The sequence below is a fragment of the Streptomyces fumanus genome (assembly GCF_014655295.1).
GTDB classification, from domain to species: domain Bacteria; phylum Actinomycetota; class Actinomycetes; order Streptomycetales; family Streptomycetaceae; genus Streptomyces; species Streptomyces fumanus.
Genome location: NZ_BNBI01000012.1, coordinates 79,932 through 97,468 on the forward strand (window position 1 = coordinate 79,932; position 17,537 = coordinate 97,468).

The 17,537-nt window shown below is 72.7% G+C and carries 18 protein-coding genes; 1 reads left to right on the top strand and 17 read right to left on the bottom strand.

Annotated features, from left to right (window positions below):
- Positions 1–13: 13 nt before the first annotated feature.
- From IE316_RS25910 to rpsB, 9 genes are all read right to left on the bottom strand, one after another.
- The gene (locus IE316_RS25910) at positions 14–1,051 is read right to left on the bottom strand and encodes an ABC transporter ATP-binding protein (RefSeq protein WP_190206894.1); all 1,038 of its coding nucleotides are present in this window, start codon (positions 1,049–1,051) and stop codon (positions 14–16) included.
- A 2-nt stretch (positions 1,052–1,053) separates the two neighbouring features.
- Positions 1,054–2,652, bottom strand: coding sequence for an ABC transporter permease (locus IE316_RS25915; protein WP_190207048.1), 1,599 nt, complete (start codon positions 2,650–2,652; stop codon positions 1,054–1,056).
- Positions 2,653–2,699: 47 nt separating this feature from the next.
- Positions 2,700–3,782: a thiamine ABC transporter substrate-binding protein gene (locus IE316_RS25920; protein WP_190206895.1), complete on the bottom strand. Its 1,083-nt coding sequence runs from the start codon at positions 3,780–3,782 to the stop codon at positions 2,700–2,702.
- 247 nt (positions 3,783–4,029) lie between these two features.
- The gene (gene rlmN, locus IE316_RS25925) at positions 4,030–5,142 is read right to left on the bottom strand and encodes a dual-specificity RNA methyltransferase RlmN (RefSeq protein ID WP_190206896.1); all 1,113 of its coding nucleotides are present in this window, start codon (positions 5,140–5,142) and stop codon (positions 4,030–4,032) included.
- 171 nt (positions 5,143–5,313) lie between these two features.
- Positions 5,314–6,435, bottom strand: coding sequence for a phosphatidate cytidylyltransferase (locus IE316_RS25930; protein WP_190206897.1), 1,122 nt, complete (start codon positions 6,433–6,435; stop codon positions 5,314–5,316).
- The gene (gene frr / locus IE316_RS25935) at positions 6,435–6,992 is read right to left on the bottom strand and encodes a ribosome recycling factor (protein ID WP_190206898.1); all 558 of its coding nucleotides are present in this window, start codon (positions 6,990–6,992) and stop codon (positions 6,435–6,437) included. Before frr ends, IE316_RS25930 begins: the two co-directional genes overlap by 1 nt.
- A 141-nt stretch (positions 6,993–7,133) precedes the next feature.
- Positions 7,134–7,892 (bottom strand): UMP kinase, encoded by a 759-nt coding sequence (pyrH, locus tag IE316_RS25940; RefSeq protein WP_190206899.1) that lies wholly within the window; start codon positions 7,890–7,892, stop codon positions 7,134–7,136.
- Between the two features lie 170 nt (positions 7,893–8,062).
- Positions 8,063–8,899 carry a translation elongation factor Ts gene (gene tsf, locus IE316_RS25945; protein WP_190206900.1) on the bottom strand — a complete coding sequence of 279 codons (837 nt, stop codon included), beginning with the start codon at positions 8,897–8,899 and terminating at the stop codon, positions 8,063–8,065.
- 94 nt (positions 8,900–8,993) lie between these two features.
- A complete protein-coding gene (rpsB, locus tag IE316_RS25950) occupies positions 8,994–9,899 on the bottom strand; it encodes a 30S ribosomal protein S2 (RefSeq protein ID WP_190206901.1) in 906 nt (301 codons plus the stop codon).
- Positions 9,900–10,172: 273 nt separating this feature from the next.
- Here rpsB and IE316_RS25955 point away from each other — a divergent pair, with 273 nt between their 5' ends.
- A complete protein-coding gene (locus IE316_RS25955; RefSeq protein ID WP_190206902.1) occupies positions 10,173–10,775 on the top strand; it encodes a murein hydrolase activator EnvC family protein in 603 nt (200 codons plus the stop codon).
- A gap of 69 nt (positions 10,776–10,844) precedes the next feature.
- On the opposite strand, the gene IE316_RS25960 is transcribed toward IE316_RS25955, so the two are convergent.
- The 8 genes from IE316_RS25960 to lepB all read right to left on the bottom strand — a co-directional run bounded on the left by IE316_RS25960 (position 10,845) and on the right by lepB (position 17,535).
- A complete protein-coding gene (locus tag IE316_RS25960) occupies positions 10,845–11,405 on the bottom strand; it encodes a TetR/AcrR family transcriptional regulator (RefSeq protein ID WP_190207049.1) in 561 nt (186 codons plus the stop codon).
- 95 nt (positions 11,406–11,500) lie between these two features.
- Positions 11,501–12,343 (bottom strand): RNA polymerase sigma factor WhiG, encoded by an 843-nt coding sequence (whiG, locus tag IE316_RS25965; RefSeq protein WP_190206903.1) that lies wholly within the window; start codon positions 12,341–12,343, stop codon positions 11,501–11,503.
- A 291-nt stretch (positions 12,344–12,634) separates the two neighbouring features.
- The gene (gene dprA / locus IE316_RS25970) at positions 12,635–13,795 is read right to left on the bottom strand and encodes a DNA-processing protein DprA (protein WP_190206904.1); all 1,161 of its coding nucleotides are present in this window, start codon (positions 13,793–13,795) and stop codon (positions 12,635–12,637) included.
- Positions 13,792–15,408, bottom strand: a complete 1,617-nt coding sequence (locus IE316_RS25975; RefSeq protein WP_190206905.1) for a YifB family Mg chelatase-like AAA ATPase — start codon at positions 15,406–15,408, stop codon at positions 13,792–13,794. The genes dprA and IE316_RS25975 overlap by 4 nt, the downstream gene beginning before the upstream one ends.
- Positions 15,408–15,770, bottom strand: a complete 363-nt coding sequence (locus IE316_RS25980; protein WP_190206906.1) for a YraN family protein — start codon at positions 15,768–15,770, stop codon at positions 15,408–15,410. Before IE316_RS25980 ends, IE316_RS25975 begins: the two co-directional genes overlap by 1 nt.
- A gap of 118 nt (positions 15,771–15,888) precedes the next feature.
- Complete coding sequence (locus IE316_RS25985) at positions 15,889–16,197, bottom strand: DUF2469 domain-containing protein (RefSeq protein ID WP_006139554.1); 309 nt, start codon at positions 16,195–16,197, stop codon at positions 15,889–15,891.
- A 56-nt stretch (positions 16,198–16,253) separates the two neighbouring features.
- Complete coding sequence (locus IE316_RS25990) at positions 16,254–16,778, bottom strand: NUDIX hydrolase (protein WP_190206907.1); 525 nt, start codon at positions 16,776–16,778, stop codon at positions 16,254–16,256.
- Complete coding sequence (gene lepB, locus IE316_RS25995) at positions 16,768–17,535, bottom strand: signal peptidase I (protein WP_190206908.1); 768 nt, start codon at positions 17,533–17,535, stop codon at positions 16,768–16,770. The genes IE316_RS25990 and lepB overlap by 11 nt, the downstream gene beginning before the upstream one ends.
- Positions 17,536–17,537: the final 2 nt, after the last annotated feature.

The window sequence follows — 17,537 nt, forward strand, 5'->3', positions numbered from 1 at the left end:
CCGGGGCGCGCGGTCAGCCGAGCACCACGATCTCCGCCGCGTCGAACTCCACGCCCACCGCGTCCCCCACGCCGGGCGCGTCCCGCAGCGCGCACGCCGCCTCCAGCCGGGGCGCGCCCCCGGGCTGGACGTGCACGGCGACATGGGTGCCGCGGAAGGTGCGGGCGGTGACCGTGCCGGGCAGGCCGGTGCCGGCGGCGACGAGCCGGACCCCGGCGGGGCGCACCAGGACCGTGCGGCTGCCCTGCGGGGCGCCCTCGGGGACCGGCAGCTTGCCCCAGGGGGTGTCGGCGACCGTGCCGGTGACGGTGGCGCCGGCCACGTTGTCGAAGCCGAGGAACCGGGCGACGAACGCGTCGGCGGGCCGCTGCCAGACCTCCAGCGGGGTGCCCTGCTGGGCGATCCGCCCGTCGCGCATCACCACCACCCGGTCGGCCAGCGCGAACGCCTCGCCCTGGTCGTGGGTGACGGCGAGCACCGTGGTGCCGAGGCGGCCGAACAGCTCCCGCAGCTCCACGACGAGCCGCTCCCGCAGCGAGCGGTCGAGCTGGCCTAGCGGCTCGTCCAGCATCAGCAGTCGGGGCCGGGGCGCGAGCGCCCGGGCGAGCGCCACCCGCTGCTGCTCACCGCCGGACAGCGCCGCCACCGACCGGCGGGCGGCGCCCGGCAGTCCGACCAGCTCCAGCAGCTCCCGTACCCGATCCGCCTGTTCGGCCTTGGACGCGCCGTGCATCCGGGGGCCGAAGGCGACGTTGCCGGCCACGTCACGCTGCGGGAACAACTGGTGGTCCTGGAACATCAGCCCGACCTCGCGCCGGTGCGCGGGCACCCCCGTCTGGTCCCGTCCGTCGAGCAGCACCCGCCCGGCGTCCAGGGGCTGGAGCCCGGCGACCGCCCGCAGCAGGGTGGACTTGCCGCTGCCGCTGGGCCCGAGCACGCACACGATCTCGTGTTCGGCGACCTCGAGGCCGACGGCGTCGAGCACGGGCCGCCCGCCGAAGCGGACGGTGGCGCCTTCGAGGCTGAGCAGGCTGGGCAGGCTGGGCGGCATGGTCACAACTCCCCGGTCCGGTCGGTCCGCAGCTTCTCCAGCACCAGCAGCGCCACCGCGCACACGATCATCAAAATCGTCGAAAGGGCCATCGCCTGGCCGTAGTTCAGCTCCCCGGGCCGCCCCAGCAGTCGGGCCACGGCCACCGGCAGCGTCGGGTTGTCGGGCCGCGCGATGAACACCGTCGCCCCGAACTCCCCCAGTGACACCGCGAACGCGAAGCCGGCCGCGACCGCCAGCGCCCGCCGCACCAGCGGCAGGTCGACCTCCCGCCAGACCCGCCACGGCGACGCCCCCAGCACCGCCGCCGCCTCCCGCAGCCTGGCGTCCACCGCCCGCAGCACCGGCAGCATGGTCCGTACCACGAAGGGAACGCCGACCAGTGCCTGGGCGAGCGGCACCAGCAGCCAGGAGGAGCGCAGGTCCAGCGGCGGCTCGTCGAGCGCGATGAGGAACCCGAAGCCGACGGTCACCGCCGACACCCCGAGCGGCAGCATCAGCAGCGCGTCGAAGCCCCGCACCAGGCGGCCCGCGTCCCGGCGGGCCAGCGCGGCGGCGGCGAGGGAGCCGATCAGTACGGCGATGGCGGTGGCGGCGAGGGCGTACCGCAGGGAGTTGCCGATGGCGTCGACGGGCGGGACGAGGAAGGCGCCGCCGTCCTCGTGGGTGAGCGCCCGGTAGTAGCCGAGGCCGCCGTCGAGCGAGCGCTGGACCAGGACCGCGAGCGGCAGCAGGATCAGTACCGCGACGGTGGCCAGCACCCCGGCCAGCAGCGCCCGCTGCCCGGCGCCGCGCGGCCGGCGGGCGGTGGCCGCGGCGTCCACCAGCTTCAGGGCGGTCTCCCGCCGCCGTACCGTCCAGGCGTGCACGGCGAGGATCACGGCGACCGCGGCGAATTGGACGAGGGTCAGTACGGCGGCGGTGGCGAGGTCGAAGACCTGGGAGGTCTGCCGGTAGATCTCCACCTCCAGGGTGGAGAAGGTGGGCCCGCCGAGGATCTGCACCACCCCGAAGGAGGTGAAGGTGAACAGGAACACCATCAGCGCGGCGGCGGCCACCGCGGGCCCCAGCGCGGGCAGCGTGACCCGGCGCCAGGCCGCCGCCGGGGAGGCCCCGAGCATCCGCGCGGCCTCCTCCTGGCGCGGGTCGAGCTGGGACCACAGGCCGCCGACGGTGCGCACGACGACGGCGTAGTTGAAGAACACGTGCGCGAGCAGGATCGCCCACACCGTGGTGTCCAGCCGCACCCCCCACAGCTCGTCCAGCAGCCCGCCCCGGCCGACCAGCGCCAGGAACGCCGTGCCGACCACCACCGTGGGCAGCACGAACGGCACGGTGACCACGGCCCGCAGCACCTGCTTGCCGGGGAAGTCCAGCCGGGCGAAGACGTACGCGCCGGGCAGCGCGACCAGCAGGGTGAGCGCGGTGGAGGCCAGGGCCTGCCAGGTGGTGAACCACAGCACGTGCCGCACATCGGCGGCGGTCACCACCTCCGCGATCCGGCCGAGGTGCCATCCGGAGTCGTCCTTCAGCCCCCGGGCGACGATCGCCGCGACCGGGTAGGCGAAGAACACCGCGAAGAACGCGACGGGCACCGCCATCAGGGCGAGCCGCGCCGCGCCCGCGCGCCGCCGGACGGCCGCTCCGGCTACTTCAGTACGAGCGAGGTCCACGCCTTGACCCAGTCGTCACGGTGTTCGGCGATCTTCGCCGGGGCCATGGTCTCGGGGCGCTCCACGGCCGGCATGTTGCCGGTGTAGACGGCGGGCAGCTTCGTACCGGAGACCACCGGGTTGACGTACATGTTCAGCGGCATGTCCTCCTGGAACCGCTTGCTGATCAGGAAGTCGATGAGCGCCTTGCCGCCCTCGGGGTTGCGCGCGTTGCTCAGCAGCCCCGCGAACTCGGTCTGCCGGAAGCAGGTGCCGGTGGCGACTCCGGTGGGCGCGGTCTTGGGCTGCGGGTCGGCGTAGACCACCTCGACGGGCGGCGAGGAGGCGTACGAGACGACCAGCGGCCGGTCGCCGCCCGCCTTCCGGCCGCCGGCCGAACCGGAGAACTCCTCGTTGTACGCCTGCTCCCAGCCGTCGACGACCTTCACCCCGTTGGCCTTCAGCTTCTTCCAGTACGCCGCCCAGCCCCCGTCGCCGTACCGCGCGGCGGTGCCGAGCAGGAAGCCGAGGCCGGGCGAGGAGGTGCCGGCGTTCTCGGTGACGAGGAGGTCCTTGTAGGCGGGCTCGGTCAGGTCGTCGAAGGAGGCGGGCGGGGTCAGCTTGTGGTCGCGGAAGTACGCCTTGTCGTAGTTGACGCAGATGTCGCCGTAGTCGACGGGCGTGACCCGGTGCTTGCCGGCGTCGAGCTGGTACCGCTCGTCGATCCGGTCCAGGCCCTTGGCCTCGTACGGCTGGAACAGGCCGTTGTCCAGGGCGCGGGAGAGCAGGGTGTTGTCGACGCCGAAGAGGACGTCGCCCTGGGGGTTGTCCTTGGTCAGGATCGCCTTGTTGACGGCCTGCCCGGCGTCGCCGTCCTCCAGGACCTCGACCCGGTAGCCGGACTCCTTCTCGAAGGCGGCGATGACGCTCTTGGACGCGGCCCACGAGTCGTGGCTGACCAGGGTGACGGTCCTGGAGTCGCCGGACCCCTCGTCGCCGCCGGACGACGATCCGCACGCGGACACGGTGACCAGGCCGAGCCCTACGGCCAGGACGGCGGCCTTCTTGGTGATGCTCACTGGATTCCTCCTGGGACGCTCCAGGAAGAGACGCGGCCCTGCCCGGGGCCCCTCGTCGGGGACCCGGGCAGGGCGCAACAGCTCGAGTGGTGACCGATCTCCCTACCCAGAATGACCTGGGCGAGGTTCGGAGGGTCTGCGGCCGGTGCCGCACTCTCAGCGCTGTGGCGCTCCCCTGTCGGAATATGAAGATGTCGGATGATGGCTGTGCCGGGACGGTGTGGATGTCCTGGCGCCGCCGGTCAGGTTACCGCTCGCTGGCGGCGAGCTGCCCACACGCCCCGTCGATCTCCTGACCACGGGTGTCCCGGATGGTCACCGGCACACCGTGGGCGGCGATCGCCTCGACGAACGCCTGCTCGTCCTCGGGCCGGGAGGCGGTCCACTTCGAGCCGGGCGTCGGGTTCAGCGGGATCAGGTTGACGTGCACGGGCTTGCCCTTGAGCAGCCGGCCGAGCCGGTCGCCGCGCCACGCCTGGTCGTTGATGTCCCGGATCAGCGCGTACTCGATGGACAGCCGGCGCCCGGACTTCGCGGCGTACTCCAGCCCGGCGTCCAGCACCTCGCGGACCTTCCAGCGGGTGTTCACCGGCACCAGGGTGTCGCGCAGCTCGTCGTCGGGGGCGTGCAGCGAGACGGCCAGCCGGCACTTGAAGCCCTCGTCGGCGAAGCGGTGGATGGCGGGGACCAGGCCGACGGTCGACACGGTGATGCCGCGCTGGGACAGGCCGAGGCCGTCGGGCTCGGGGTCGGTGAGGCGGCGGATGGCGCCGACGACCCGGTTGTAGTTGGCGAGGGGCTCGCCCATGCCCATGAACACGATGTTGCTCAGCCGCGCCGGGCCGCCGGGGACCTCGCCGTCCCGCAGCGCCCGCATCCCGTCCACGATCTGGTGCACGATCTCGGCGGTCGACAGGTTCCGGTCCAGACCGGCCTGGCCGGTGGCGCAGAACGGGCAGTTCATCCCGCAGCCCGCCTGGGAGCTGATGCACATGGTCACCCGGTCCGGGTAGCGCATCAGCACCGACTCCACGAGCGTGCCGTCGAACAGCTTCCACAGCGTCTTGCGGGTGGTGCCCGCGTCGGTCGACAGATGCCGTACGACCGTCATCAGCTCGGGCAGCAGCGCCTCCCGGAGCCGCTCGCGGGAACCGGCGGGGATGTCGGTCCACTGCTCCGGGTCGTGCGCGTAGCGCGCGAAGTAGTGCTGGGAGAGCTGCCGGGCGCGGAACGGCTTCTCGCCGGCCGCGGCCACCGCTTCCTTGCGCTCGGCGGGCGAGAGGTCGGCGAGGTGCCGCGGCGGCTTCTTGGCTCCGCGGGGGGCGGCGAAGGTCAGCTCACCGGGGGCGGGACGGGCCACGGTCGGACAACTCCTCAAGACGACGGGCCTGTGGCAGCCCCGGCGGCGCGGGGACGACGGCAGGGCCATGCCGGAGCCAGGAGACCTCACGGGATCGTCCCCGCGTCGGCGGGGACAAGGAAAGGGCCCGCGGTGTGATGCCGCGAGCCCTTCCAGCGTACCCGACCGCTGTCAACCCGAGCCGACGAAGATCACCAGCAGCAGCCACACCACCGGTGCGGTCGGCAGCAGGGAGTCCAGGCGGTCCATGATGCCGCCGTGGCCCGGCAGCAGGGTGCCCATGTCCTTGATGCCGAGGTCGCGCTTGATCATCGACTCGCCGAGGTCGCCGAGGGTGGCGCTGACGGCGACCGCGAGGCCCAGCAGCAGGCCCTGCCACCAGGCGCCGTCGTCGATCAGGAACTGCGTGCACAGCGCGCCCGCCACCATCGCGAACGACACCGCGCCGAGCAGGCCCTCGCGGGTCTTGCCGGGGCTGATCCGGGGGGCCAGCTTGGTCCGGCCGAACCGCCAGCCCACCGCGTAGGCGCCGGTGTCGCTGACCACCGTCAGCACCAGGAAGGTCAGCACCCGCCAGGGCCCGTCGTCGGCCGCCAGCATCAGGGCGACGAAGGTGGCCAGGAACGGCACGTAGAACGCGGCGAACACGCCCGCGGTGACGTCCTTGAGGTAGCCCTCGGGCGGTTCGGTCATCCGCCACACCAGCACCGCCAGCGCGGTGAGCGCCATGGCGACCCAGGCGCCCTCGGCGCCCCGGACGTAACCGGCGACGACCATGGCCGCGCCGCCGATCGCGAGCGGGACGAGCGGCGCCCTGATCTCCTTGCGTTCCTCCAGTCGCTTGGTCAGTTCCCACAGGCCGACCACGACGGCGACGACGACGACCGCGACGAACGCGGCCTTGACGACGAACAGTGACGCGATGATGACCACGCCGAGTCCGAGACCGACCCCTATCGCGGCGCCCAGGTCGCGCCCGGCGCTCTTCTTCGGCGGCCGGGGCACCGGCTGCGGGGCGTCGGGCAGGGGCTCCGGATTCCGCGGCGCCGCCTGGTAGGGCCGCGCCGCGGGATCGTCGTGGAACGCGGGGCCGCCCGGCCGAGCGGCCCCCCGGCCCTCATCCTGGTCTCCGCCGTGTTCGGGTACGTCGGGCACGATGGGCATGGGGCGAGTCTGCTGCGCGGAGTGCGCGTCGTACGCGGGACCCGCCGGGGCAGCCCCCTGGACAGGCCCCTGGTCGGACGGCCCCCAGTACCCGGTCTGCGGCGGCGCCCCCCAGGAAGAGTCGTTCATCAGACCTCGAGCAGCTCCGCTTCCTTGTGCTTGAGGAGCTCGTCCACCTGGGCGACGTACTTCGAGGTGGTGTCGTCGAGCTCCTTCTCCGCACGGCGGCCCTCGTCCTCGCCGACCTCGCCGTCCTTGATCAGCTTGTCGATGGCGTCCTTGGCCTTGCGGCGCACCGCGCGGATGGAGACCTTGGCGTCCTCGCCCTTGCCGCGGGCGACCTTGATGTACTCGCGGCGGCGCTCCTCGGTCAGCTCGGGGAACACCACGCGGATGATGTTGCCGTCGTTGCTCGGGTTGACGCCCAGGTCGGAGTCGCGGATGGCCTGTTCGATGTTGCGCAGGGCGCTCTTGTCGAACGGCGTCACCACGGCCATGCGCGGCTCGGGCACGGAGAACGAGGCCAGTTGGTTGATCGGCGTCGGCGCGCCGTAGTAGTCGGCCACGATCTTGTTGAACATCGCCGGGTGCGCACGGCCGGTGCGGATCGCGGCGAAGTCCTCCTTAGCGACCACGACGGCCTTCTCCATCTTCTCCTCGGCCTCGAGGAGGGTCTCTTCGATCACCACTTGCTCCTGCGTGTCTTGAGTAGGCCCGGCTGCGGTTCCTCGTCGGGGCGGCGGCCGGCTGCGTCGCGTCTTCTTCTGCACGGTTCCCGACCGGCAGGACATTGTCCATCCCCCGGCGGGGCACCGTGGTTCATCCGGTCAGGCCCGGCTGTCCTGCTCACCCACGAGCGTGCCGATCTTCTCACCCTTCACGGCACGGGCGATGTTGCCCTCCTTCAGGAGCTCGAACACCACGATCGGGAGCCTGTTGTCGCGGCAGAGCGTGACCGCGGTGGCGTCGGCGACCTTCAGGTCGCGGGTGATGACCTCGCCGTAGCCCAGGGCGTCGAACTTGACCGCGTCCGGGTTGGTCTTCGGGTCGGAGTCGTAGACCCCGTCCACGCCGTTCTTGCCCATGAGGAGCGCCTCGGCGTCGATCTCCAGGGCGCGCTGGGCGGCGGTGGTGTCGGTGGAGAAGTACGGCATGCCCATACCGGCGCCGAAGATGACCACGCGCCCCTTCTCCAGGTGGCGCACGGCGCGCAGCGGGATGTAGGGCTCGGCGACCTGGCCCATGGTGATGGCGGTCTGCACGCGGCAGTCGACGCCCTCCTTCTCCAGGAAGTCCTGGAGGGCCAGGCAGTTCATCACGGTGCCGAGCATGCCCATGTAGTCGGAGCGGGCCCGGTCCATGCCGCGCACCTGGAGTTCCGCGCCGCGGAAGAAGTTGCCGCCGCCGATGACGATGGCGATCTGCGCGCCGTCCCGGACGACGGCCGCGATCTCACGCGCGATGGCATGCACCACGTCGGGGTCGACGCCGAGGCCCCCGCCGCCGGAGAACGCCTCTCCGGACAGCTTCAGCAGAAACCGGCCGCGTACTTTGCCGTCGTCGCTCTTCTCGGCCTTGGTGGTCATCGCAATCTCACTTCTTTTCCTTGGCGCACATACGAAGAAGGCCACTGCCGGTGGGGTGCTGGCATCCCATGCGCGGCAATGGCCTCCTCGTCAGTTCTGCAGCCGCCCGCGTGCGACGCGGGCGGGTGCTGTCGACCCTACCGGGGTCGTGCGTCCGTCGCGGTGCGGACTCAGATGCCGACCTTGATGCGCGAGAAGCGCTTCAGGGTGACACCGGCCTCGTCCAGGACCTTCTGGACGGACTTCTTGTTGTCCAGCGCGTACGGCTGGCCGAGCAGCGTGGCGTCCTTGAAGAAGCCGTTGAGGCGACCCTCGACGATCTTCGGCAGGGCGGCCTCGGGCTTGCCCTCGGCGCGGGTGGTCTCCTCGGCGATGCGGCGCTCGGCCTCGACGATGTCGGCCGGGACGTCGTCCTTGGAGAGGTACTTCGGGGCGAACGCGGCGATGTGCTGCGCGATGCCCTTGGCGACCTCGGCGTTGGGCTTGTCCAGCTCGACGAGGACACCGATCTGCGGGGGCAGGTCGGGCATCGTGCGGTGCATGTACGCGGTGACGAAGCCGTCGGCGAACCGCGCGAAGCGGTCCAGGACGATCTTCTCGCCGAGGTTGGCGTTGGCCTCGTCGACGTACGCCTGGACGGTCTTGCCGGGCTCGATCTCGGAGGCGAGCAGGGCCTCCAGGTCGGCCGGGGCGGCCTTGGCGACGTGCTCGGCGATGGTCTTGGCGACGTTCTGGAAGCGGTCGCCCTTGGCCACGAAGTCCGTCTCGCACTTCAGCTCGACCAGGACGCCGGAGGAGTTGTCGTCGGCGATGATCGAGACGACCGCGCCGTTCTCCGCGGAGCGGCCCTCGCGCTTGGCGACGCCCTTCTGGCCCTTGATGCGGAGCGCCTCGACGGCCTTCTCGACGTTGCCGTCGGCCTCGTCCAGCGCCTTCTTGCAGTCCATCATGCCGGCGCCGGTGAGCTCCCGGAGCTTCTTGACGTCGGCGGCGGTGTAGTTCGCCATGATTCTGGAATCTCTCTCGAAGTCCGAAGATCTACGGGTCGGACGGCGGAGGCCGGTGGGCCCCCGCCGTCCGGTACCCGAAGGGGGTGGGGGGTCAGCCCTGCTCGGCGTCCGCGGCGGGCGCCTCGGCGGCCGGGGCCTCGGCGGCCTCGGCCGGCTGCTCGGCCTCGGCGGCCGGAGCGGCCTCCGCGGCGGGGGCCTCGGCGGCCGGGGCCTCCTCGGCCTTCTTCTCGCCCTCGAGCAGGTCGCGCTCCCACTCGGCCAGCGGCTCGCCCGCGGCCTTCTCGCCCTTGCCCTCGGTGGCCACACCGCTGCGGGCGATGAGGCCCTCGGCGACGGCGTCGGCGATCACGCGGGTGAGCAGGGTGACGGAGCGGATCGCGTCGTCGTTGCCCGGGATCTTGTAGTCGACCTCGTCGGGGTCGCAGTTGGTGTCGAGGATGGCGACGACCGGGATGTTGAGCTTCCGGGCCTCGCCGACCGCGATGTGCTCCTTCTTGGTGTCCACGATCCAGACGGCGCTGGGCACCTTGGACATCTCGCGGATACCACCGAGGGTCTTCTCCAGCTTGGCCTTCTCGCGCGAGAGCACGAGAAGCTCCTTCTTGGTCAGACCGGACGCGGCGACGTCCTCGAAGTCGATCTGCTCGAGCTCCTTGAGGCGCTGCAGACGCTTGTAGACGGTCGAGAAGTTGGTGAGCATGCCGCCCAGCCAGCGCTGGTTGACGTAGGGCATGCCGACGCGGGTGGCCTGCTCGGCGATGGCCTCCTGCGCCTGCTTCTTGGTGCCGACGAACATGACCGTGCCGCCGTGGGCGACGGTCTCCTTGACGAACTCGTAGGCGCGGTCGATGTACGACAGCGACTGGAGCAGGTCGATGATGTAGATGCCGTTGCGCTCGGTGAAGATGAAGCGCTTCATCTTCGGGTTCCAGCGGCGGGTCTGGTGACCGAAGTGGACGCCGCTCTCCAGCAGCTCCCGCATCGTGACGACGGCCATGGCCGTTTCTCCTTGTGTTTCTCGGTTGTGCCGCGGAAGCCGGACGGCTCCCGCGCCTGACGCCCGCGGTGCGCCGTGCCACGAAGGACCGAGGGGCGCTGATACGTGCCGTCGACCGGTCGCGTATCGGGGCGTGCGAAGTCGACCCGGTGACCCGGATCGCCACCAGAAGTGTACGGGACCCGGGGAGCACCGGGTGACGCCGCTGTCCACAACCGGCTGGTCGTCCACAGCCCCCGGCGGCGGCCGGGGCCGGTGCGGGACGGTTCTCCCATGCGAGCACGACGAAGGCGATGGCCGCGGACGGGCGTCCGGGCCGTCCTGCTACTGACTCTGACGGCCCTCCCGGGGGCGCCGCCGGTGATGGTGCCGGCCGCCGGCGACGGACCGGGCGCACCGGTGCCCGCGGTGGCGCGGCTCTGGCCGACCGGCGCGCGTCCGGTGGTGGTGCGCGGCTGGGCACCCCCGGCCAGCCCGTACGGTCCGGGCCACCGCGGCGTGGACCTCGCGGCCCGTCCCGGGGCCCCGGTCCGCGCGGTGGCGGCGGGGCGGGTCTCCTTCGCCGGGCGCGTGGCCGGGAAAGGCGTGGTCTCGGTGGAGCTGGCCGGGACGGGCGAGCCGCCCCTGCGGACGACGTACGAGCCGGTACGGGCCTCGGTGCGGACGGGCACCCAGGTCACGGCGGGCGAGACCGTCGGCACGGTGGAGGCCACCGCCTCCCACTGCCCGGCCGGCTGCCTGCACTGGGGCCTGCGGCGGGCCGGTGCCTACCTCGACCCCCTGACCTTGCTCCCGCCGTGGCTCCTGACGAGGGGCCCGTCGAGGCTGCTGCCGGTTCTGGGGGTGCCGCTGCCGCTGCCGCTGCCGCTGCGGTGACCGTGACGACGTGGGGGGGGGGGAGGCGGGCGCGAGGGGGTGGAGGAGGGGAGGGGGCCGGGGGGCCAGTCAGTCGCCCCGGACTCCCCGGAGCGCCATCGACACCGCCGCCTCGATGATCGTCTCCGGTGGCTCGGCGGCGCCCAGCTCGGTGCGGCGCACGGCCGCGTCGACGACGCCCTGGAGCAGCATCGCCGCGAGCCGGGGCTCGGCGTGGCCCAGCTCCGCGAGCGCCTCGACGATCATGGCGACGAGCCCGCCGTGCGCCGCGCGGATCTTCTCCCGGGCGCCGGCGTCCAGCTCGCTCGCGGAGATGGCGACGACCGCGCGGTGGCGCCGGTCGCCGACCAGTTCGAGTTGCTTACGGACATACGCCTCGACCTTGGCCTCCGGCCGGTCCGCCGCGGCCATCGCCGCCTCGACCTCCGCCGCCCAGACGGGGAAGTCGACCGCGCACAGCTCCTCGACGACCGCGCCCCGGGACCGGAAGTACTCGTACACGGAGGACCGCGCGAGTCCCGTCCGCTCGGCCAGCGCGGGGAAGGTCAGCGCCTCCGTCCCGCCCTCGGACAGCAGGGAGCGTGCCGCGTCCAGCAGGGCGGCACGCTGCATCGACCGGTGCTCGGCCACGGAGGCCGCTCGAATCCTTGGCACGTCGACCACTGTACGGACGCCTCTCCCGGGACGGGAGTCGGCCGCCCGGCGGCGGGTCCGGCCGGGCCGGCTCAGCGGCCGAATCCGGCCAGCTTGGCGCGGAGTTGCAGGACCGACTTGGTGTGGATCTGGCTGACCCGGCTCTCCGTGACGCCCAGCACATTGCCGATCTCGGCGAGGGTGAGTCCCTCGTAGTAGTAGAGGGTGACGACGGTCTTCTCCCGCTCGGGGAGCGTGTTGATCGCCCGCGCCAGGAACCGGCGCAGTTCCCGGTCCTCGGCCACCTCCACCGGGTTGTCGGCGGCGGTGTCCTCCAGGGTGTCGATCAGGCTGAGCCGGTCCCCGCCCTCGCCGCCTACGTGCAGCAGCTCTTCCAGCGCCACCACGTTGGCCAGCGACAACTGGCTGAACACCGCGTGCAGCTCGTCGACCGCGATGCCCATCTCGGCGGCCACCTCGGCCTCCGTCGGGGTCCGTCTGAGCTGGGCCTCCAGGGTCGCGTAGGCCCGTTCGACGTTGCGGGCCTTCTGCCGCACGGACCGGGGGATCCAGTCCAGCGCCCGCAGTTCGTCGATCATCGCGCCCCGGATCCGGGTGATCGCGTACGTCTCGAACTTGATCTCCCGGTCGATGTCGAACTTCTCGATCGCGTCGATCAGCCCGAACACCCCGGAGGAGACGAAGTCCGCCTGCTCGACATTGGGCGGCAGGCCCACGCTCACCCGGCCGGCCACGTACTTCACCAGGGGCGAGTAATGCAGGATGAGCTGCTCACGCAGCCGCTCGTCCCCCGTCGTCTTGTACGACCGCCACAGCTCGTCGAGTGTCGTGGGAGCGGGCGGCCGGACGCTGGCACCGTCGCGGGCGGCTGGGGGGATGGCCGCCCGGTCGGGCCCGGAGGTGTGCTGGGGCATTCGTCGCCTTGTGCCGTTCTGCCGATTGCCGGTTTGCCGGTGCTGCTGGGAGCCGTCGGATCAGGTGTCTGTCGCTGCCTGTTCTGCGCCTGTTCTGCGTGGGGGTCCTCGTGAGCGTAGCGTGACTGGACTGTGGCAGTGAGCGAACAACGGACGCCGAGGATGCGCAGATACGTTCCTCTCGACGCTCCGCCGAGCCGTCCCCGATCGCTCAGCGTGATCACTCGAATACCTCAACTGCGGTGAATCCCAAGGGCGTCGGGGTTCCCCCGGACGGCCGAACACGCTCGGTCAGCGGGGGTGGCGACCGGTGCGACCCGAGATCGCCGTCTGGTGTGTCAACCTCCAGCCGTCGTCGTGTCGTTCGACGTAACCGAGTGCTCGAAGCTCGTACAGCCGCGCGACCGCGTCGTCCTCCGTGGTCTGGGCGCGGCGCGCGATCCCGGCCGCCGACGCGGGCCCGTCGCCGGGCAGTGCGGCGAGCACCTCCCGGGCGCGGGGCTCCAGCAGATCGGTGGGGAGCACGGGGCCGCGCCGGGCCGGGGCCAGCTCGCCCATGTCCCCGACCAGCTCGACGACCTCGGCGGCGTCGGTGACCAGTACGGCGCCGCCACGCAGCAGTTCGTGGACGCCGGCGGAGAGCGCGCTGGTGGCCGGCCCGGGGACTCCCATGGTGTGGCGGCCCAGGCGCTGTGCCGCCCGGGCGGTGACGAGGGAGCCGCTGCGGTGGGCGGCCTCGACGACCACCGTGCCCCGGGTGAGCGCGGCGATCACCCGGTTGCGCAGGACGAATCTGCTCGGGGTGGGGTGCTCGCCGGGCGGCAGCTCGCCGAGCACCAGGCCCTGTTCGGTGATCCGGCGGATCAGCTCGGTGTGGCCGCGCGGATAGGGGCGGTCGATGCCGCTGGCCAGCACGGCGGCGGTGGCGCCGCGTGCGCCGAGGGCGCCCCGGTGGGCGGCGCCGTCGACCCCGTAGGCGCCGCCGGAGACCACCACCCAGCCGCGTTCGGCGAGGCCCGCGGCGAGGGCGGCGGCCATGTGGGCGCCGTACTCGGTGCAGGCGCGGGCGCCGACCACGGCGACCGACCGGAGCGCCCACATCCGCAGGCTGGGCCGGCCGCGCACCCACAGGCCCAGCGGCCGGGCGTCCCCGAGGTCGTCCAACTGTCCCGGCCACTCCGCCTCCCCCGGGGTCACGAACCGCACCCCGGCCGCCCGGGCCACCGCCAGGTCCCGGTCCGGCTCGGCCTCCCCGGCGCGGGCCCGCAGCCCCGCCCACCGCCGCTCGCTCGCGCCGGGCAGGGGCGGCCCGCCCGTCCGGAGCCGCCGGGCCACCTCGGCGGCCCCGTACTCCCGCACCCACCGCCCGGCCCGCTCGTCGCCGGGCTCGACGACCCGGGTGAGGAAGACCCGGTCCAGCAGCCCTGCGCGGTCCTCGCCGTCCGCGCTCATGGCGCCGCCCCGACGGTCATCGGCACACCGCGCGGCACCCCGGTGCGCAACTGGAGGGCGAGGGCCACGTCACCGGCGCCGGGCCGGTCGTGCCCCGCGAGGTCGGCGACGGTCCAGGCGACGCGCAGCACCCGGTCCAGGCCGCGTGCGGTCAGGGCGCCGCGCTCCAGGCCCCGCTCGGCCTCGTCGAGCGCGCCGGGCACCGGATGCCAGCGGTTGCGCAGCTCCCGCCCGGGCACTTCGCCGTTGGTCCGCCAGGGGGTGCCGGCGAGCCGGGCGGCGGTGCGCTCCCGGGCCGCCCGGACCCGGTCGGCGACGGTGGCGCTGGACTCGCCGGGGGTGCCGCACGCGGCCAGTTCGGCGCGGGTGACGCGGTCCACCTCGACCCGGAGGTCGACCCGGTCCAGCAGCGGACCGGAGAGCCTGGCCTGGTAGCGGCGGATCGCCGAGGGCGGGCACTCGCACAGCGCGTCCCGCTGGGAGAAGCGCCCGCAGGGGCAGGGGTTGGCGGCGAGCACCATGAGGAACCGGGCCGGGAAGCGCACGACGCCGGCGCTGCGCGCGATGACGACGTGGCCGCTCTCCAGCGGCTGGCGCAGGGCGTCGAGGGCCTGCGTGCCGAATTCCGGCGCTTCATCCAAAAAGAGGACGCCTCGGTGGGAAAGCGACACGGCTCCGGGCCGGGCGATGCCCTGGCCGCCGCCCACCAGGGACTGCATGGTCGCCGAGTGGTGCGGCGCGCAGTAGGGGGCCGTGTCGATCAGGGGTTTGCCGGGGGGCAGCAGGCCGGCCACCGAGTGCACCGCGGTGACCTCCAGGGACTCCTGGCGGGTCAGCCGGGGCAGTACGGCGGGCAGCCGCTCGGCCAGCATCGTCTTGCCGGCCCCGGGCGGTCCCTCCAGGAACAGGTGGTGCCCGCCGGCGGCGGCGACCTCGACGGCCGTGCGCGCGGAGGTCTGCCCCACCACGTCGGCGAGGTCGGGGGCGTGGTCGGGGCCGGTGCCGTGGGTGCCGGTGGCCGCGCCGGTGCCGGGGAGGCGCAGGCCGGCCAGCAGCGGGTCGGGGCGGCCCTGCTGGTCGGGTTCCTCGTCGGGGACGGGTTCGTCGGCGAGGACGGCGATCAACTGGCGCAGGCTGCGCACGCCCAGGACGGAGATGCCGGGCACCAGGGTGGCCTCGCCGGCGGCGCACTCGGGCACCACGACCTGCTCGTAACCGGCGTCCGCCGCGGCGAGGACCGCCGGCAGGATGCCCCGTACCGGACGCACCCGGCCGTCCAGGCCCAGTTCGCCGATCATCACGATGTCGGCGAGCACCCGGGGGTCGATCCGCTCGGCGGCGCCCAGGACGGCGGCGGCCACAGCAAGATCAAAACCGCTGCCGCTTTTCGGCACGGAGGCGGGGCTCAGCCCCACCGTCAGCTTCTTCTGCGGCCACGGGGTGCCGGAGTTGACGACCGCGGCCCTGACCCGGTCCCGGCTCTCGATCAGGCTCTTGTCGGGCAGTCCCACCAGCGTGAAGGCCGCCACGCCCGGTTCCAGGTCGGCCTGGACCTCGACGACCACGCCCTCGACGCCGACCAGCGTCACCGAGCAGGTACGCGCGAACGACATCAGGCCACCCCCCGCGCGTGCTCGACGACGGGCGCGCCGCGCCGGGGCAGCAGGATGCCCACCAGGTCGATGCGGACCCCGCCCGGCGGGGCGCCGCCGTGGCTCTGGATCCAGCGCTGGGCGAGGTCGCGCAGCCGTTCGGCCTTCGCCGAGGTGACCGCGGCCATCGGGTGTTCGAACCGGCCGGTCCTGCGGGTCTTGACCTCGCAGACGACCAGGACGTCACCGTCGCGGGCGACGATGTCGATCTCGCCGGACCTTCCGCAGCGCCAGTTGCGCTCCAGGAGGGTCATTCCGGACTCGGTCAGCCTGCGGGCGGCGAGCGTCTCGCCGTACGTGCCCATCGCGCTTCGTGCGTTCATGTCGGCACCACCTCCGGCACCGACGATCACGCGGACCGGTCGATCGTGTGGATCTTGGTGAGTTACTCACCGGTTGTGGAAAACTCCGTCACCCACACGGATCAGCCGGGTCTTCCCGTCAGCTCCCGGGAAGTTCCAGATCGCTCTTGTTCAGCTCCTCGATGTTCACGTCCTTGAACGTGAGCACCCGCACCTGCTTGACGAACCGGGCCGGCCGGTACATGTCCCACACCCACGCGTCCGCCATGGTGACCTCGAAGAACACCTCGCCTTGGACCGAGTGCACCTGCATCTCGTAGTCGTTGGTGAGATAGAAACGCCGCTCGGTCTCGATCACGTATTTGAACAGACCGACGACATCGCGGTACTCCCGGTAGAGCTTCAGCTCCATCTCGGTCTCGTACTTCTCGAGGTCCTCGGCGCTCATGGCATGTTCCCCTTCAGCCGTGCGATCCCACCATTGTGCGCCAGTCCCGTGAGCCGCTAGACGATTTCCGTGTCAAGGGTCACCGGGCCGGCCGGGGGGCCCTCGTCGAGCAGCTTGCGCAGCAGCTCGGCGAGCCTGGTCGGGTACACCGTCTCATGGGCCCGGGCCAGTTCCCGGCACGTCCACCAGCGTGCTCCCGCCACGCTGCGCCGCTCCAGCTCGGTCAGCGCGGTCGCGGCCGTCGCGGTCTGGGTGGTCCGGGCCAGGTAGTACCACTCGTCCTGGTCCCAGCGGCGGCCGGCGAACGGGAAGGAGCAGCGGCGCCGCCACAGCACCGGCCCCAGGTCGACCTCGGTGATGCCGGTCTCCTCGGCGAGTTCCCTGAGGGCGGCCTCCTCGCGGGTCTCGTCGCCCTCCACGCCGCCGCCGGGCGTGAACCACCAGTCGTCCGCCGGGTCGTCGGGTTCGTGGCCGTGCAGCAGCAGAATGCGGTCGTCGGGGTCGAGCAGCACCACCCGGGCGACCTTGCGCAGCCCGCCCTCGTAGGTGTCGCGCTCGGCCTCCGTGGCGTCAGCGGGCACCGGCGGACCCCGTCCGGGCGCGGGAGGCAGCCCGCTTGGCCAGGGGGCCGTAGGCGGCGCCGCCCAGGATCAGCACCACTCCGGCGATCACCGTCCAGGTGATCGCGCGCAGCGGGCCCGGCGAGGACAGGGGGCCCAGCTCGGTGAAGCCGGTGGGCCGCTGCAGCATGCCGTCCATCGGCCAGACCACGGCGTCCACCCGGGCCTCCACCGCGGAGCGCGCCACACTGCCGCCGGCGGCGTCCGTGAGGTGGGCGGTGGAGTCCAGCGAGGTCCGGCGTTCGTCACCGAGCAGGAACAGGCGCCCCTCCGGGACGGTCACGGTCGGGAAGCCGGCGCTCTGCGCCGACGTGCCCGCCGGGAGGTAGGGCTCGTCGATCTCCTTGCCGTCGACCTGGAGTTTCCCGTGCTCGCAGCAGGAGACGGTGTCGCCGCCGACCGCGACCACGCGCTTGACCATCGGGGCGTCGGCCCAGGTGCTGTCCCGGAAGACGACCACGTCGCCGCGGCGCACGTCGGTGCCGTCGACGCGCTGGGCCAGCACGCGGTCGCCCGTGCCGATCGTCGGCGTCATCGAGTCGGTCGGCACGGTGTACGGCCGGTACACCACCGCCGCCCAGACGAAGCCGCCGAGGAACAGCACCATGCCCAGCGCGACCGCCAGCCCGGACAGCCGCTGCCCGGCCCGGCCGGTCGCCGCGGCCGGGCCCGTACGGGCCGTGCCCGGAGCCGTACGCGTCGTACTCTCGCCACCCATGG

Coding starts and splice junctions, on each gene's coding strand:
- IE316_RS25910 (WP_190206894.1), bottom strand. CDS start 1,051: ATGCCGCCCAGCCTGCCCAGCCTGCTCAGCCTCGAAGGCGCCACCGTC.
- IE316_RS25915 (WP_190207048.1), bottom strand. CDS start 2,652: ATGGCGGTGCCCGTCGCGTTCTTCGCGGTGTTCTTCGCCTACCCGGTC.
- IE316_RS25930 (WP_190206897.1), bottom strand. CDS start 6,435: ATGAACGACTCTTCCTGGGGGGCGCCGCCGCAGACCGGGTACTGGGGG.
- pyrH (WP_190206899.1), bottom strand. CDS start 7,892: ATGACCACCAAGGCCGAGAAGAGCGACGACGGCAAAGTACGCGGCCGG.
- tsf (WP_190206900.1), bottom strand. CDS start 8,899: ATGGCGAACTACACCGCCGCCGACGTCAAGAAGCTCCGGGAGCTCACC.
- rpsB (WP_190206901.1), bottom strand. CDS start 9,899: ATGGCCGTCGTCACGATGCGGGAGCTGCTGGAGAGCGGCGTCCACTTC.
- IE316_RS25955 (WP_190206902.1), top strand. CDS start 10,173: ATGCGAGCACGACGAAGGCGATGGCCGCGGACGGGCGTCCGGGCCGTC.
- whiG (WP_190206903.1), bottom strand. CDS start 12,343: ATGCCCCAGCACACCTCCGGGCCCGACCGGGCGGCCATCCCCCCAGCC.
- dprA (WP_190206904.1), bottom strand. CDS start 13,795: ATGAGCGCGGACGGCGAGGACCGCGCAGGGCTGCTGGACCGGGTCTTC.
- IE316_RS25975 (WP_190206905.1), bottom strand. CDS start 15,408: ATGTCGTTCGCGCGTACCTGCTCGGTGACGCTGGTCGGCGTCGAGGGC.
- IE316_RS25980 (WP_190206906.1), bottom strand. CDS start 15,770: ATGAACGCACGAAGCGCGATGGGCACGTACGGCGAGACGCTCGCCGCC.
- IE316_RS25985 (WP_006139554.1), bottom strand. CDS start 16,197: ATGAGCGCCGAGGACCTCGAGAAGTACGAGACCGAGATGGAGCTGAAG.
- lepB (WP_190206908.1), bottom strand. CDS start 17,535: ATGGGTGGCGAGAGTACGACGCGTACGGCTCCGGGCACGGCCCGTACG.